Genomic DNA, 15,769 nt, shown 5'->3' with positions numbered 1-15,769 from the left:
CTAAATTTGCGGAAAAAATTTCCTTTGTCCAGTCAATTACCAGCAGCGCTATTAGATTCGTTAGCGGGACTTCCGGGTTATAACCGGGAAACATTTGAGCAGGTGCATGCCGCCGCCGAAAAGATTACTTCACTGAGATTGAATCCCAATAAAATAAAAACGCCGGAACGGGCGGCAGCCGTGCTGCAATCCTTGTCTGTCACCGGTGCCACCCCGGTCCCCTGGAGCAGGGAGGGGTATTATTTACCGGAGCGGCCTTCCTTTACTTTTGATCCTTATTTTCATGCGGGCGCCTATTATGTGCAGGAGGCATCTTCTATGTTCCTGGAACAAATGGTGCGGGCAACAGTGGATCTTTCGCAACCACTGAAGGTGTTGGATCTTTGCGCTGCTCCGGGCGGAAAATCCACTTTACTGCAATCCCTGATCAGCCAGGATAGCCTGTTGGTGGCCAATGAGGTAATTAAGCCACGCGCTGCGCTGCTGTCAGACAATCTCACAAAATGGGGGGCTGCGAATGTAGTGGTGAGTAATAATGATCCGCGTGACTTTTCACGATTGCCTGGTTATTTCGACCTGGCGGTAGTGGATGCGCCTTGCTCCGGCTCCGGTTTATTCCGTCGCGATCCGGAACTGGTGGAGGAATGGTCGCCGGAAAATGTAACGCTGTGCAGCCAGCGGCAGCAAAGGATTATGGCAGATATGCTGCCAAGTGTAAAAGAAGGCGGCGTTGTCATTTATTCCACCTGTTCTTTTTCTGCAGAAGAAGATGAAGCGATCCTGGATTGGCTGGCGGATCATTTTGAACTGGAAAATATCCCGGTTACCCTGAACCCGGAATGGAGTATTGTTACAACGGTAACGCACAAACGAAATTGTGCCGGTTACCGGTTTTACCCGGACAAACTGAAGGGAGAAGGGTTTTTTATAGCTGCCTTCCGTAAGCGCAGCAGCGAAACTCCGCGTAAACCGAAGCAGCATAAATCAACAGCATTAACTGCCCGCCAGCAGGAAGTGATTACCCCCTGGATAAATATACCCGACAATTACCAGTATTTCATGCACCAGGAAGAAGTATTGATTTTACCACCTTTGGTGGCAACAGAAATACCATTGTTGCGGCAACAATTGTATATTCGCAAGGCGGGTGTAAAAGCGGGGCATCCCAGTGCGAAGGAATTGATTCCCGATCATCAGCTGGCAGCCAGTACATTGGTATCTGATGAGCTGCCGGTGGTATCCCTGGATTTGCGCCAGGCATTACAATACCTGAGAAAGGAGGATCCGGGAGTGAATACAAGGGTGCGTGGCTGGGCACTGGTAAGATATGAGGACATGAACCTCGGCTGGGCGAAAATTTTACCCAACCGCATGAACAATTACTACCCCAAAGAATTGCGCATCCTGAAAGAAATTACCGGGGTGTAAAAACAGCCGGGCGCTATTTATCCGGGAATGATACCAACTTTGAAATACAGTGCCAACGGGGCGCCGTTTATACCGGTGGCCACAACAAAAAGGGATTTTCTCCGTTTGGTTTATTAAATAATTTTGTCAATTTTAACGCATATATTCGTTGCCCGAAATAGCAGATAAAAATTCAGGATCTGCTGCTGCTGTGATACCGGATTAATATGCTTTGCGGAACAGATGTTTCCGTAAAATGAAAGAGAGCAGTAGTCAGCATATCCATCATAAACAGAGTTAGTATGATAAAATCGATTCTATCAATCGTCTTGTTTGGTTTTAGTGCAGCGGCGGCGCAGGCGCAGGACACGCTGGAAGTACAAGGTACTTCCCCCGCTCTCTATATATCCCATGTTGTTAAAAAAGGAGAAAATTTTTATAGCCTTAGCCGCGCTTACGGATTACCACCGAAGGAAATTGCTGCGGCCAATAAAGTGAATATGGAACAGGGATTACAGCTTGGCCACAAGCTTCACATCCCGCTCACTACCGCCAATTTTTCACAAAAGGCGGATGCATCCGGCAAACCCGTATATCATAAAGTATCCGAAAAAGAAACTTTATACCGTGTAAGCGTAAACTACAATAAAGTGCCGCTGGATAATATCCGTCAATGGAATAATTTTTCCGGAGATGGACTCAAAAAAAACAGCTACATAGTTGTGGGCTTTATGAAAGCCGGCGGAGCTGCCGCAGAAGTAACTCCCCGTCCTGAAAAAGTAAAGGAGAAAGCCACACCGGCGCCTGAACCAGTGGTTACACAGGCACCACCACCACCCCCACCTCCGGTAGAAAAGGAAACAGCTAAGAAAGAACCTGAAACACGCCCCGTAGCAGAAGTAACAGAAACTCCTGCGCCTGCCCCGGTTAAAACTGCACCTGTTAGCAGCAGCACTGATTTTGAACAATTGTATGAGCAGCAAACCAATAACGGCAAGAAAACTACTTCCGAAAAGGGCCCTGGTACCTGGTTTAAGAGTAATGCAGTAGGCAAATACTATGCGCTGCACAACACTGCACCACGCGGCACCATCATCAAAGTAACCAACCCTCTCAACGGCAAAGCGGTATACGCCAAAGTACTGGATGTAATACCACAGATGAAAGCCAATGCAGGCCTCATCATCAAGTTGAGCGACAGCGCCATGCAGGCACTCGGCAGCAACGAAACGAAGTTCTACTGCGAACTGAGCTACGAGGATTGATGATCGCGGATTTTGTCTTTCCCGCTGATTACGCTGATTATACTGATTAGTTTGATTTTTACATTTTGATTTTATAAAGGATAAGGGAGATAGAAGCGGATAGATTCGCTTTTATCTCCCTTAATTATTATTGTAAGAAAATCTAGAAATCTAAAAAAAAATCCAAAAGTAAAAATCCAGCTAATCAGTATAATCAGCGTAATCAGCGGGAAAGACAAGATCCGCGCGATTAGAAGCGATAACCCCGGAGGAAAGACTCCACATCCATTTTCTTCTTGCCTTCCAGCTGGATTTCATCCAGGTAGAGATAACCGTCCGGCGCTGCTATTTTTATATAGGTTTTTTGATCGGTGTCGAAGTCGCCCGGTGCTTTTGCGGGTGTAGTAAGTTCCTTATGGGCTTTGTATATCTTCAGCGTTTTGCCCTGGAAGGTAGTCCAGGCAGCGGGGTAGGGACTAAGGCCGCGTACCAGGTTGTAGATGTTATTTAATGGCTCCTGCCAGTTGATCTGGCAGGTTTCCTTGAAAATTTTTGGCGCATGTTTTATTGCTGCCGCAGGAATATTGGCCTGCGGTGTTTCCTTGATATCGCCGGCAGCAATGGCTTGTACAGTTCTCAGCAGTAGGCGGGCGCCTGTTTGCATGAGGGCATCATGCAGTTCACCGGCGGTTTCATCTTCACGGATGGCTACTTTGTCGCTAAACAGGATGTCGCCGGTATCTATTTCATGCTGTAGTTTGAAGGTGGTAACGCCGGACTCTTTTTCGCCGTTAATGATAGCCCAGTTGATAGGCGCGGCGCCGCGGTAGTTGGGCAGCAGCGAGGCGTGTACATTGATAGTGCCTTCCGGCGGCATATTCCATACTATTTCAGGCAACATGCGGAAGGCCACTACTACCTGCAGGTCAGCTTTCAGGTCTTTTAAGGCTGCAATAAAATCGGGATTTTTCAGTTTCTCCGGTTGTAAAACAGTAAGTCCTTTACTTACTGCGTATTGTTTCACTGCGCTTTCCTGCAGCTGTAAACCACGACCGGCGTGTTTATCGGGCGCTGTGATCACACCCACTACGTTAAATCCGTTCTGTACTAATATATCGAGGGAGGCCACTGCAAAATCAGGGGTACCCATAAAAACAATGCGAAGATCTTTACTCATAGGATGCAAAAATAACGACCTTTCGCGGATTTTAGCGAAGGGATAGCGGAAAGCTATCCCTTCTGCTTTTTAATACAACAGGTATTTTGCTCTTATAACCTTAAACTTCGCCAGTCCGGGTTCCCAGCTTTTGCGGATCTCTGCTTCAGACATCCCTTTCACGATCTGTTGCTGCAGTATGTTGTTACCGGCAAGTTTGCTGAAGAAAGGAATGAAAAATTTAGATTTATCAGGGAACATGCGATAGGCCTCCAGCAGCCATTTTAATTCAATTTTACGGCCGGTATGCGGCGTGGCTTCAGGCGCATTGCTCAGGTCGAAGCCGTAGCACAGCTGGTCTTTCAGCACAGGCGTTGGATTGATAGCGCTGGCGCGGGGCGTAAATGAGTAACCCTTTTTAGGAAAATCCGGTGAGCCATACACCTGGAAAGGCTTGTCGGTACCACGTCCCAGGCTAAGTGCGGTGCCTTCAAAAAAGCAGAGGGAGGAATACAGGTTGATAGCGGCCATATTGGGCAGGTTGGGTGAAGGTTTGATAGGTACCCGGTAAAATGTTTTATGGCTGTAGTTTTCGCAGGGAATAACTTTGATATCGCACTGCACGCTGTTGCGAAGCATGCGTTCGCCGTTCAGCATCCGGGCGTATTCGCCAACCGTCATGCCATGCACAATAGGAATGGGTTGCATGCCAATAAAGGAACGGTAGGCGGTATCGAGGATGGGACCGTCTACATAGTCGCCGTTGGGATTAGGGCGGTCCAGTATGATGAGTGTTTTTTTATTTTCCGCTGCGGACTCCATCAGTTCCTGCAGGGACGAAATGTAGGTGAAAAAGCGGGTACCCACATCCTGGATATCGAACAACAGGATATCCACATCTTTCAGATCGGCAGCGGTAGCTTTACGGTGTTGCCCGTAGAGCGATACAATGGGAATGCCGGTAGCGGAATCGATACTGTTGGCCACTTTTTCGCCATGACCGGCATTGCCGCGGAAGCCGTGCTCAGGACTAAAGATCTTCTGGATTTTTACATTCAGTTTCAACAGGGAATCTACCAGGTGCATTTTATCGATGGTGGCGGTTTGATTCACCATCATCGCTACCCGCTTGTTTTTCAGCAGTGGAAGGTAACGCGCTGTTTGCGTGGCGCCTGGCAATACATGGTCCGCATATTGCGCGGAGGTTTCATAAATACATCCTGCCAGGAAGATGCAAAGAAGGAGAATACGGTTCATACCGTTAAGATAATGCAAAGCTTTATTGACTGTATCAAAAAGCTCGGATTATGGCTGCTTTTTGTATCTTGCGCGTAATTATTAACACTAAACAATTAATTTTTATGCAAACTGTTAAAAACGGGGATACAGTGAAGGTGCATTACCATGGCCGTTTAACGAACGGAACTACTTTTGATTCTTCCGAAGGTAGAGCTCCGCTCGAATTCAAGGTAGGTGCCGGTATGGTTATCAAAGGTTTTGAGAATGGTGTGCTGGACATGAAAGTTGGCGACAAGAAAACCATTCATATCCCTGTTGATCAGGCATATGGTCCCAAAAGTGATGAAATGATCATGGATTTTCCAAAAGAAAATATCCCGGCTGATCTGAATCCTGAAGTAGGTATGGAATTGCAGATGAGCAATCCCCAGGGACAGGTTTTCCAGGTAAAAGTAGCCGCTATCGGCGACGAATTTATTACCCTGGATGCTAACCACGCGCTGGCTGGCGAAGACCTGGTATTTGACCTCGAACTGGTTGAAATCGCATAATATTCAGTTATTTTTTTGATTTACGGATGCAGGAACCGGTGGATAACACTACCCTTGCATCCGTAAATTTTTTTATGCTGCTGCCTGATTTTCAGGGAGATGGAACAACGGCGGAAACCCATTAAGGGAAACAGTTTCAGGACGATGTTTCCGGTTGCTGGTAAATCGTTTTCATATCACGTAAACAGTCTGCACAAAGACAACCACTGTATTTTTGCTGGATGAAATATCGCTCTTCTTCACTCAACACCACATCCTGGCACTGACAGCGCAGAATAGTGCCTACGCGGCATTCAAAGGTGCGTTCGCACCGCGGACAGGTTACGGTTTCATGACATGCCATCCCTAAAATTACGGATTTTACACAGCATTCAGTAAATGCAGCGCGGATGATTTTCGCTGCATTTACCAAAGCCACCGGCGCTAATTGCTCACCGCCTGCCGCACATTCTTTGCAGCAGTCACCATATTACGCAACGCCATCTCTGTTTCCGGCCACTTCCGCGTTTTCAATCCGCAGTCGGGGTTTACCCATATATTGCGCAGCGGCAGTAATGCGGCCGCCTTGTGCAATAATGCCTCTATCTCCGCCACCGCCGGTACTCTTGGCGAGTGGATATCGTATACACCCGGACCTGTTTCATTCGGATATTTAAATCCTGCAAATGCTTCAAGCAGCTCCATCTGTGAGCGCGATGTTTCAATGGTAATTACATCGGCATCCATTGCGGCGATGTGCTCAATAATATCATTGAATTCCGCATAGCACATATGCGTGTGGATCTGCGTGGAATCATCCACCGTGCTTACGGCCAGGCGGAAAGCTTTCACAGCCTGTTCCAGGTAGGCGGCGCGCTGTGCTTTACGCAGCGGCAGGCCCTCGCGCAGGGCTGGTTCATCTACCTGTATAATCGTAATGCCGGCGTCTTCCAGGTCTTTCACTTCATCACGGATAGCGAGTGCAATCTGCATAACGGTTTGCATGCGGGGCTGGTCATTTCTTACAAACGACCATTGCAGAATGGTGACGGGGCCGGTCAACATACCTTTCACCGGCTTATTGGTCAGCGACTGCGCAAAACGGCTCCAGGCAACGGTCATGGGTTCCGGCCGTTGTACATCCCCAAAAATGACCGGTGGTTTTACACACCGCGTTCCGTAACTCTGTACCCAGCCGTTTTGGGTAAATACAAATCCGTCCAGCTGCTCGCCAAAATATTCCACCATATCATTCCGCTCAAACTCGCCATGCACCAGCACATCCAGTCCGAGGCTTTCCTGGCGGTAAATGGTTTCCGTAATGGCATGGCGGATATCGGCGTTATAAGTTTCCGGTGTGATGATCCCTTTTTTAAGATCGGCACGGAGTTGCCTTATTTCCGTGGTTTGCGGGAAAGAGCCGATCGTAGTGGTGGGGAACAGGGGAAGTTGTAATACCGATTGCTGTAATTTCTGGCGGTGCGGGAAGATGCTGTGCCGCTGTGTATCCGCTGTGGTAATACTTTCCAGCCTGGCTTTCACTTCCGGCCGGTGTATCCGGGAGGAAGTTTTGCGGCTGTTCATCACCGCTTCATTATCCACAAGCAGGGAAGTATCGCTGGCTATAATGTGTTTCAGCGCTATTACCTCGGCTACTTTCTGTTTGGCAAAAGCCATCCATTGTTTTATTTCCGGGTCTAATGCGGTTTCATCTTCCAGGTTATAGGGAACATGCAGGAGGGAGCAGGAAGTTCCCAGCAGTACCCGGTCTTCACCGATTTGTTGTATTGCTTTTTCAATCAGCGTAACGGAAGCGGCGTAATCATTTTTCCAGATATTGCGTCCGTCCACTACACCGAGTGACAACATTTTATCTGCAGGCAGGGCCGCCAGTACGGCGTCCAGCTGCTCCGGAGCCCTTACCAGGTCGATATGCACCGCCTGCACCGGCAGCTGCAAAGCCAGGGTGGTATTGTCTTCCAGCGCCCCAAAATAGGTGGTGAGCAGTATTTTGAGCGCAGGTAATGCCTGGCTGATAGCAGTATATGCGGCCTGGTAAAGGTCTCTGGTGGCGGGGTCCAGGTCGGTCACCAGGAAAGGCTCATCCAGCTGGATCCATGTAGCGCCCGCCTGTTGAAGGGATCTTAGCAATTCGATATAAACGGGCAGCAGTTTTTCCAGCAGCCGGGTGTGCGTAAGGTCATCTCCCTTAATTTTTCCGCATAAGAGAAAAGTAACAGGCCCGATGAGTACGGGTTTGGTGGTGATACCATGACTAAGCGCTTCTTTGAATTCTTCCACACACTTGGGCTGGTGAAGGGTATATTGCTGAGCGGATTCAAATTCAGGTACCAGGTAATGGTAATTGGTATCAAACCATTTGGTCATTTCCAGGGCGGTGATATCGAAGTTATTTTTCTGGTAACCCCTTGCCATAGCGAAATACAGCTCGGGGCAACCGGGATTGGCAAATGTTTGCTGCAATGCTTTGAAACGCGAAGGAATTACGCCCAGGGTCATGCACATATCCAGTACCTGGTCGTACCAGGAGAAATCATTGGAAGGGATCAGGTCAACACCGGCTTCCTGTAACCCGCTCCAGTTTTCTTTTCGTAGCTGCCTTGACGTTAGCTCAAGACGTTCCAGTGAAATTTTTCCGGCCCAGTAATTTTCGCAGGCTTTTTTCAGTTCCCGCTGGCTACCTATTCTCGGGTAGCCTGGAATGTTGGTTAGCATATATAGGATGTATTTTATTCTATACAAACCTATCATTATTAGATCTTTGTCCGATCATTTCGGATAATTTTGGTTTTTTGTCTTAAAAAAGTAGCATTTTGAAGAATAATTTACTGTTGATGATATTGTGAGAGATGGTAAAACAGAATAATCTACGGCAGGAGTGTGAAGATGATTTTCCTTACGTTTGCAATATGTTTACAAATTACTCATATACAGTAGATAAACGCTTCATGCGTTACGCACAGATAGATACACAGTCGGACCCGATGAGCAACACTTTTCCTACCACGGAAAAACAGAAGGATCTTTCCCGGTTGCTGGTAAAGGAATTACAGGAAATGGGTATTACCGATGCAGCACTGGACGAACATGGTTATGTATACGCCACCATTCCGGCCAACACCGACAAAAAAGTGCCGGTGATCTGCTTTTGTTCACATGTGGATACTTCTTCAGACAGCAGCGGCACCGGCGTGAAGCCAATTGTGCATCGCCAGTACAATGGGGGCGATATTGTGTTGCCCGACGATGAAACAGTGGTGATCAGTGCAAAAGAACATCCTTACCTGGCCAGCAAAAAAGGCGACGATATTATTACTGCCAGTGGCACCACGCTCCTGGGAGCAGACGATAAGGCCGGCGTGGCCGAAATCATGGATGCCGCCAACTTCCTGATGACGCATCCGGAAGTGAAGCATGGCGCTATCCGCATCCTGTTTACGCCGGATGAGGAAGTGGGCCGCGGTGTGGAAAAAGTGGATATGAGGAAGCTGGCCGCAGATTTTGGTTATACCATGGACGGCGGTGAACTGGGCTCCCTGGAAGATGAAAACTTTTCGGCTGACGGCGCCAGGATCACAGTGTATGGCATCAGCGCCCACCCGGGTGCTGCAAAAGATAAACTGGTAAGCGCGATCAAAATAGCCGGTGAAATCGTAGATGCGTTACCGAAAGACGGTCTTTCCCCTGAAACCACCGACGACCGGGAGGGCTTTATTCACCCGGTTCGCATACAGGGCACTGTGGAAAAAACGGAGATCGATTTTATTATACGTGATTTTGAAACTGACCACCTTGAAGCACATGAAACTTTCCTGCGCCGGATCATGGATAAGGTGCTGGCAAAGCACCATGGCGCAAAGGCTACGCTGAAAGTAACAGAGCAATACCGCAATATGAAAGAGGTGCTGGTAAATCACCCCGAGGTAACGGCCAATGCGGCAGAAGCCATTCGCCGTGCAGGTGTGCAGCCCCTGAGAATGAGCATCCGCGGTGGTACCGACGGTTCCCGCTTGTCGTTTATGGGCCTGCCGTGCCCCAATATTTTTACCGGTGAAATGGCGCTTCACAGCAAACATGAATACGTGAGCATACAGGATATGCAGAAAGCCGTGCAAACAATTGTGTATCTGGCACAGGTTTGGGAAGAGAAGGCGTAAAATATTGCCACGCACATTCGCAAATATTTTTTTACTTTAACCGTTTATAGTAGTGTTCTACTTATGCACCCGTTAAAATATAGTTCATGTTGTTAGGTTTTATTACATTATTACAGGATTCTTTATCGTCTCTTCCGGCTGATTCAGCAGCCCTGGCAGCTGGTGCTGCCGGAGCCCCGGCGCCGGAAATCCATCTGATAGATATGCTGATGAAAGGCGGTGTGCTGATGATCCCCCTGGGAATACTTTCGCTGATAGCGGTATATGTATTCGTGGAAAGGGCCATCACCATCAGTAAAGCCGGCCGGTTGCCTGATAACTTTATGCCCATGATCCGTGATCAGATCACCACGGGTAACATGCAATCTGCCAGATCACTGGCAAAAAATACCTACGGACCAATCGCCCGTATGATCGAGAAAGGGATTCAGCGCATAGGCAAGCCTATTGAGAATATTGAAAAATCCATGGAGAATGTGGGTAAGCTGGAAATTTACCGGATGGAAAAGAACCTGGTGATCCTGTCTATCATTGCAGGCATTGCCCCTATGTTCGGCTTCCTCGGTACAATTGCAGGGATGATCCAAACCTTTTTTAATATCTCCATCACCTCTGATATCACACTGGGCACCATTGCCGGCGGTATCTATGTAAAAATGATTACTTCCGCCTCCGGTTTAATTATCGGTATCGTGGCCTTTATCGGCTACAGTTACCTGAACGCCCAGATAGACAAGGTAGTAAACAAGATGGAAGGCGCTTCTGCTGAATTCATCGATATTTTGCAGGAACCAACCCGCTAAAACCACCCTCATGAATTTACGCAGACGAAATAAGAGACAGGTGGAAATGCACAACTCAGCACTGAATGACATCCTGTTCATTCTGTTGTTGTTCTTCCTTATTGTTTCCACCCTGGCTAATCCGAATGTGATCAAACTGCTGCTGCCGAAAGCAAAGAGCAATACCAAGTCGAAACAAACGGTAGTAGTGAGTATTAACGATAAACGCGAGTTTTTTGTAGGCACCAATAAAGTAACCTTTGATCACCTGAAACAGGCGCTGGCGCCTTCTATCGGCAATGAAAAGATTGATCCCACCATTGTTATCAATGCGGAAAAATCTGTACCGGTGGAAGATGTAGTGAGCGTGATGGAAGTGGCCAGGGAGATGGGAGCCAAAGTAGTATTGGCCACCGCACATAAGTAATAATGCCTTTAATGTATAGCAGACCTGGTGGTGCGATACCACCAGGTCTTTTTTATTTTATGCCTTCTTTCCTTTTACCATCCTGTCTTTCCCGAACATATCCTGTTTCAGCGTTACTGCGGTAAACCCGATACTTTCCATCAGTGCCACTACTTCTTTTCCCAGCGCCTCGTTGATCTCAAAATAGAGGGCGCCGCCGGGAACCAGCCTGGAATGTGCCATTTCGGAGATATGTCGATAAAACAGCAGGGCATCATTATCGGGAACAAACAGGGCCAGTGATGGCTCGAAGCCCCAAACCAGCTGTTGCATGGAGGTTTGCTCACTCTGCGTGATATACGGGGGATTGCTCACAATCATGTCAAACTCCGGTAAACCGGCCATCTGTTCAGGGTTCAATGCATCAAGGTGCAGGAACTCTACTTCCAGCCGTTGGCGTGCTGCATTGCTGCGCGCTACTTCCAGCGCGCCTTCACTTACATCAATGGCAGATACCTGCGCATCCGGCAGTGATTTTTTCAGTGCCAGCGGAATACATCCGCTGCCGGTGCCTACGTCCAGCAAGTGAAGCCGGTGGCGGTGTGCCGCATCCTGCACCATCCATTCTACCAGTTCTTCTGTTTCGGGGCGGGGAATAAGTACATTTTTATTAACTATGAGTTCCATGCCGTAAAACCAGCTGGTGCCGGTGATATATTGTACCGGTTCATGGCGTTGCAGCGCTTCTATGGCTGCCTGGAGACGTTGCTTCTGATCGGGGGAAAGGATTTTTGTTTTGTGGACAATCCTGTCCAGTTTACTCATACCCGTTAGATATTCCATTATGATATGTGCGATGTTGGCGGCTTCCCGCTCATCATATAGTTCACTGATGGCGCCTGTAATATAGGTAAAGGCCGTTTGTATAGTCAATATAATCAGTTTAAGGCATGTGACAGGAAAAGTGCAAACCTGGGGGAGCGGCATTTTCCATTCGTTAAAAACGATACTTTTGCAAAAATATTACTTCGCGCGGTGATTATGAATAGCACGTTCAATGAATTTTATATGCAGCGTTGCCTTGAACTGGCTGCTATGGGAGCCGGTCAGGTGGCGCCTAATCCAATGGTGGGCGCCGTACTGGTACACCAGGGGCGTATCATCGGGGAGGGCTATCACCGGCAGTACGGGCAGGCCCACGCGGAAGTGAACTGTGTGAACAGTGTGGCCCCGGAAGAACGTTCGCTCATTCCGCTGGCTACCATGTATGTAAGCCTGGAACCCTGCGCGCATCACGGTAAAACGCCGCCCTGCGCAGATCTTATCGTATCACAAGGCATCCGGCAGGTGGTGATTGGCTGCGTGGATACCTTTTCAGCAGTAGCCGGAAAGGGTATTGAAAAACTGGAGACAGCCGGTGTACAGGTGCAAACAGGCGTGCTGGAAGCAGCCTGCCGGCAAATCAACCGCCGCTTTTTTACTTTTCATGAACAACAACGGCCTTATATTGTACTGAAGTGGGCGCAAACCAGCAATGGCCTGATCGCCGGCGCAGGTGGGGCGCCCGTGCGGATATCCAATCAATACAGCGACCGCCTGGTGCATAAATGGCGTAGCGAAGAAATGGGCATCCTGGCAGGTACCCGCACTGCCATAAATGATAACCCCCGGCTCAACAACCGGCTGTGGACCGGTAAAGACCCGGTACGCCTGATCATTGACCGGGATCTGAAAGTGCCGCGGTCCCATCATGTGTGGGATGGCAGCATTCCTACCATCTTTATCACTGCCGCATTGGCGGAAACCCACGGTCTTACCGAAACCCTGCCACTGGATTTCAATACCGCCCTGTTGCCGCAACTGATGCAGCAATTACACCGGCGGCAGATCCAGAGCATCCTGGTGGAAGGCGGCCAGGCGGTGCTGCAGCAATTCATTGCGGCCGGTTTGTGGGATGAGGCGCGTGTTATAACCGGTACGGGTACACTACCGGAAGGACTGGCAGCGCCGGTACTCACCAACGCATTGCTCATGCATACCCTGCAGGTAGCGGGCGATCGTATCGATTTTTATCATCCCGCGCAGCTTTAAGCGCGTATTAAATTATTTTGATGGAGGTTTATTTTACAATTGATAAAACAGCAGTCGCAGAGTTCAAAGACAGGGGCAGCAAATTTCTCGCATACGCATTTCCTGTTAAATCGCCGGAAGAAGTAAAAGAATGCCTTGCAGAGGTGAAAAAAGAACACCCAAAGGCCACCCATCACTGTTATGCTTACCGCCTTGGCACCGCGGGGCTCCAGTTCCGCGCCAGCGACGATGGAGAGCCTTCCGGCTCAGCAGGCAAGCCCATCCTGGGGCAAATAGACAGTAAACAGATTACGGATGTGCTCATTGTAGTAGTGCGTTATTTCGGCGGCAGCCTGCTCGGTGTACCGGGGCTTATCAACGCTTATAAGATGAGCGCCGCTATGGTGCTGCAACTGATCCCCGTGATCCAGAAAAACATAGAAGCAAAATACCACCTCAGCTTCGACTATACCATCATGAACGACGTGATGATGGTGGTAAAGCAAAATAACTGCACCGTTATCTCACAGGAACTTCAGTTGTTCTGCGAAATGGTGATAGGCGTTCCGAAATCAGGTGAAGAACTTTGTCTGCTGCGCTTAAAAGATATTTACGGATTGCAGGTGCAACCGCAAAAAAATTAATAAGAAGAATGGATGATCCTGGTAAGCGGGCGGATGTTACAACATGTAGATAGGAATCCGTACTTCAGGATCATCTTCCCCCAAAAAATAACCCTGAAAATATTTTCCCCATTTCCATAAAATGAGGGGGTTGTAATATAAATTTCCTTAAATTTAATTTTGTTAACTAGGATTTCCTTAACCCGTTTTTCAGGTATTTTTTGAGATGAGAGTTGCTTATACAGCAGCACCCATCCAGCTTTTTCAGATCAGATATAGGACCATATTAATTTAAAAGCCCCCCCTGTATATGTTACATACCATAACAACCGTATCTATTGCTGACAAACAGTTTAAACAATTTCATTCCCTGCGCCTGGAACAACAGTTACAGGGACATCATCATTTTGAGCTAAAAATAGGCTACGACTGGCTGCAGGAACTGGGCCCCGGTATAGTGTCGGCTACCAAAGCATTTCTGGGAAAAGAAGTGAGCATTACCATACAGGCCTTTGAACAATTACAAACCTATGAACCGCTTATTTTCAATGGTATTGTGATGTCTGTGAGCTCGGGCAAAGAAAGTGACGGCACCCACGGCTTTTGCGTGATCCGCGGATACAGCCCCACTATTCTGCTGAGTAACGACCTGCATGTACAGACCTTTGAAAACCAGGACCTGGGCGCTATTGTAAACACAACGCTGAAAGCCTGCGGCCCATATGTGGCACGCCCGATGGTAGACCCCAATACCACATCGCCGCTGAAGTATATAGTACAATACAAAGAAACATCATTCGACTTCCTCCACCGGCTCTCCGAGCGGTTCGGGGAATGGTTTTTTTATAACGGGCAACAATTGGTTTTTGGAAAATATCAACCCCGCGAAGTATCGTTGGTTCACCTGGTTGACCTCATGAGCTTCGACCTCGAAATGAAGGTGCAACCCAACAATCAGCAGTTGAACGGATTTGACTACCGGAACAATAAAGTAGTGGAAAATACCACGGTGGCACAGCCCGCCGGGAAAGTCAATGACTATACCTCGCATGTACAGGGACTAAGCGAAAAATTATACAGCAATACATCCACCTATAAAATGACCCACGCCTTTACCAGCAATGCCAAAGCAGAACTGGATACGCTGGTAACCCGGCAGAAAAAAGGACGTATGGCCGCTATGGTGCAACTGAAAGGCAGCAGCAGGCATACTGCGCTCCGCGTAGGAGATCATATCTCTATCCAGGAGAACGTATATGCAAAAGATGATCATGGGAAATTCATGATCTGGGGCCTCACCCATCACGTAACCGGCAACGGCGACTATTACAACGAGTTTGAAGGTATCCCTGCAGATGCGGCCGCTCCGCCGGTGAACCTGGAAAATATGCCTTTCTGTGAGGCGCAGAGCGCCATTGTAGTAGACAATCATGATCCGAAGGACCTGGGAAGGGTAAGGGCCCGTTTCAAATGGCAGCAACAAGGCATGACCCCCTGGATGAGGGTGGTTGGCCCGCACGCTGGTGGCAGCAAAGGCATGTACATGGTACCGGAAAAAGGGGAAGAAGTGGTAGTGGATTTTGAAGGAGGGAACCCCGAACTTCCCTTCGTGCTGGGAACCACTTATAACGGGGAAGGTAAGTCGGGATTTGGTACTGCCAACAACGACATGAAAGCCATCCGTACCCGCACCGGCATCTCCATTTTGCTGAATGATGCCGATGGCAGCGTTACCGTTTCAGATAAAGCCGGTAACACCATCTTCATTGATGGCACAGATAAAATGTCCCTCTTCTCCAAAACAAAAATGTCCATATCTTCCAAAGAAGTTGAAATAACCTCAGAGAAATTCAGCATCGCAGCCTCCGAGCAGGGCTCTATCACAGCCAAGAAAGGAATCTACCTGGAAGGCACCGAAACGGTAACCGTAAACAGTAAAGACGCTATCGTGAAAGGAGGAGAGTCACTCACCTTGTTATCGAAAGACCTGCTGGCGTCCGGAAGCAAAAATGCCAACGTTACCGGCGCCTCCGTTTCGGTAAATGGTACAAAAGATGTTACCGTGACCGGGCATGGCGACGTAGTAGTTTCCGGCGGGCTGGTGAAAATAAATTCCTGATCCTTAAAGCTCACT

General features: G+C 48.4%; 14 protein-coding genes. 9 read left to right on the top strand and 5 right to left on the bottom strand.

Going from position 1 to position 15,769, the window contains the following annotated elements:
• Nucleotides 1–24: 24 nt before the first annotated feature.
• Both QFZ51_RS28615 and QFZ51_RS28610 read left to right on the top strand, forming a co-directional pair.
• Nucleotides 25–1,428 (top strand): methyltransferase RsmF C-terminal domain-like protein, encoded by a 1,404-nt coding sequence (locus QFZ51_RS28615; RefSeq protein WP_429050819.1) that lies wholly within the window; start codon nt 25–27, stop codon nt 1,426–1,428.
• Nucleotides 1,429–1,709: 281 nt separating this feature from the next.
• Complete coding sequence (locus QFZ51_RS28610; RefSeq protein WP_429050818.1) at nt 1,710–2,672, top strand: LysM peptidoglycan-binding domain-containing protein; 963 nt, start codon at nt 1,710–1,712, stop codon at nt 2,670–2,672.
• A gap of 229 nt (nt 2,673–2,901) precedes the next feature.
• Here QFZ51_RS28610 and fmt read toward each other — a convergent pair whose 3' ends face one another.
• Both fmt and QFZ51_RS28600 read right to left on the bottom strand, forming a co-directional pair.
• Nucleotides 2,902–3,828, bottom strand: coding sequence for a methionyl-tRNA formyltransferase (fmt, locus tag QFZ51_RS28605; RefSeq protein ID WP_429050817.1), 927 nt, complete (start codon nt 3,826–3,828; stop codon nt 2,902–2,904).
• Nucleotides 3,829–3,897: 69 nt separating this feature from the next.
• Nucleotides 3,898–5,064, bottom strand: coding sequence for an exo-beta-N-acetylmuramidase NamZ family protein (locus QFZ51_RS28600; RefSeq protein WP_429050816.1), 1,167 nt, complete (start codon nt 5,062–5,064; stop codon nt 3,898–3,900).
• 104 nt (nt 5,065–5,168) lie between these two features.
• Between QFZ51_RS28600 and QFZ51_RS28595 the strand changes: the two genes are divergently transcribed.
• Nucleotides 5,169–5,597, top strand: coding sequence for an FKBP-type peptidyl-prolyl cis-trans isomerase (locus tag QFZ51_RS28595; RefSeq protein ID WP_089904439.1), 429 nt, complete (start codon nt 5,169–5,171; stop codon nt 5,595–5,597).
• Between the two features lie 136 nt (nt 5,598–5,733).
• On the opposite strand, the gene QFZ51_RS28590 is transcribed toward QFZ51_RS28595, so the two are convergent.
• A complete protein-coding gene (locus tag QFZ51_RS28590) occupies nt 5,734–5,940 on the bottom strand; it encodes a cysteine-rich CWC family protein (RefSeq protein WP_429050815.1) in 207 nt (68 codons plus the stop codon).
• An 80-nt stretch (nt 5,941–6,020) separates the two neighbouring features.
• Nucleotides 6,021–8,312, bottom strand: a complete 2,292-nt coding sequence (gene metE / locus QFZ51_RS28585) for a 5-methyltetrahydropteroyltriglutamate--homocysteine S-methyltransferase (protein WP_429050814.1) — start codon at nt 8,310–8,312, stop codon at nt 6,021–6,023.
• Nucleotides 8,313–8,506: 194 nt separating this feature from the next.
• Here metE and pepT point away from each other — a divergent pair, with 194 nt between their 5' ends.
• The 3 genes from pepT (at nt 8,507) to QFZ51_RS28570 (ending at nt 10,963) form a co-directional block, all read left to right on the top strand.
• Nucleotides 8,507–9,754, top strand: a complete 1,248-nt coding sequence (pepT, locus tag QFZ51_RS28580) for a peptidase T (protein WP_429050813.1) — start codon at nt 8,507–8,509, stop codon at nt 9,752–9,754.
• 86 nt (nt 9,755–9,840) lie between these two features.
• Nucleotides 9,841–10,557 carry a MotA/TolQ/ExbB proton channel family protein gene (locus tag QFZ51_RS28575; RefSeq protein ID WP_079470399.1) on the top strand — a complete coding sequence of 239 codons (717 nt, stop codon included), beginning with the start codon at nt 9,841–9,843 and terminating at the stop codon, nt 10,555–10,557.
• Between the two features lie 10 nt (nt 10,558–10,567).
• Nucleotides 10,568–10,963: an ExbD/TolR family protein gene (locus tag QFZ51_RS28570; protein ID WP_079470398.1), complete on the top strand. Its 396-nt coding sequence runs from the start codon at nt 10,568–10,570 to the stop codon at nt 10,961–10,963.
• 57 nt (nt 10,964–11,020) lie between these two features.
• On the opposite strand, the gene prmC is transcribed toward QFZ51_RS28570, so the two are convergent.
• Nucleotides 11,021–11,875 (bottom strand): peptide chain release factor N(5)-glutamine methyltransferase, encoded by an 855-nt coding sequence (gene prmC / locus QFZ51_RS28565; RefSeq protein ID WP_429050812.1) that lies wholly within the window; start codon nt 11,873–11,875, stop codon nt 11,021–11,023.
• 108 nt (nt 11,876–11,983) lie between these two features.
• Here prmC and ribD point away from each other — a divergent pair, with 108 nt between their 5' ends.
• The 3 genes from ribD to QFZ51_RS28550 all read left to right on the top strand — a co-directional run bounded on the left by ribD (nt 11,984) and on the right by QFZ51_RS28550 (nt 15,754).
• Nucleotides 11,984–13,033 (top strand): bifunctional diaminohydroxyphosphoribosylaminopyrimidine deaminase/5-amino-6-(5-phosphoribosylamino)uracil reductase RibD, encoded by a 1,050-nt coding sequence (gene ribD, locus QFZ51_RS28560; RefSeq protein ID WP_429050811.1) that lies wholly within the window; start codon nt 11,984–11,986, stop codon nt 13,031–13,033.
• Between the two features lie 20 nt (nt 13,034–13,053).
• Nucleotides 13,054–13,656 (top strand): IMPACT family protein, encoded by a 603-nt coding sequence (locus tag QFZ51_RS28555; RefSeq protein WP_370908389.1) that lies wholly within the window; start codon nt 13,054–13,056, stop codon nt 13,654–13,656.
• A 289-nt stretch (nt 13,657–13,945) separates the two neighbouring features.
• Nucleotides 13,946–15,754, top strand: a complete 1,809-nt coding sequence (locus QFZ51_RS28550) for a type VI secretion system Vgr family protein (RefSeq protein WP_370908388.1) — start codon at nt 13,946–13,948, stop codon at nt 15,752–15,754.
• Nucleotides 15,755–15,769 lie beyond the last annotated feature (15 nt).

The sequence above is a fragment of the Chitinophaga sp. W3I9 genome (genome assembly GCF_050434025.1).
Taxonomy (GTDB): domain Bacteria; phylum Bacteroidota; class Bacteroidia; order Chitinophagales; family Chitinophagaceae; genus Chitinophaga.
Note: the sequence above shows the minus strand (reverse complement) of the source record. Positions and strands in the feature narration are given on the sequence as shown.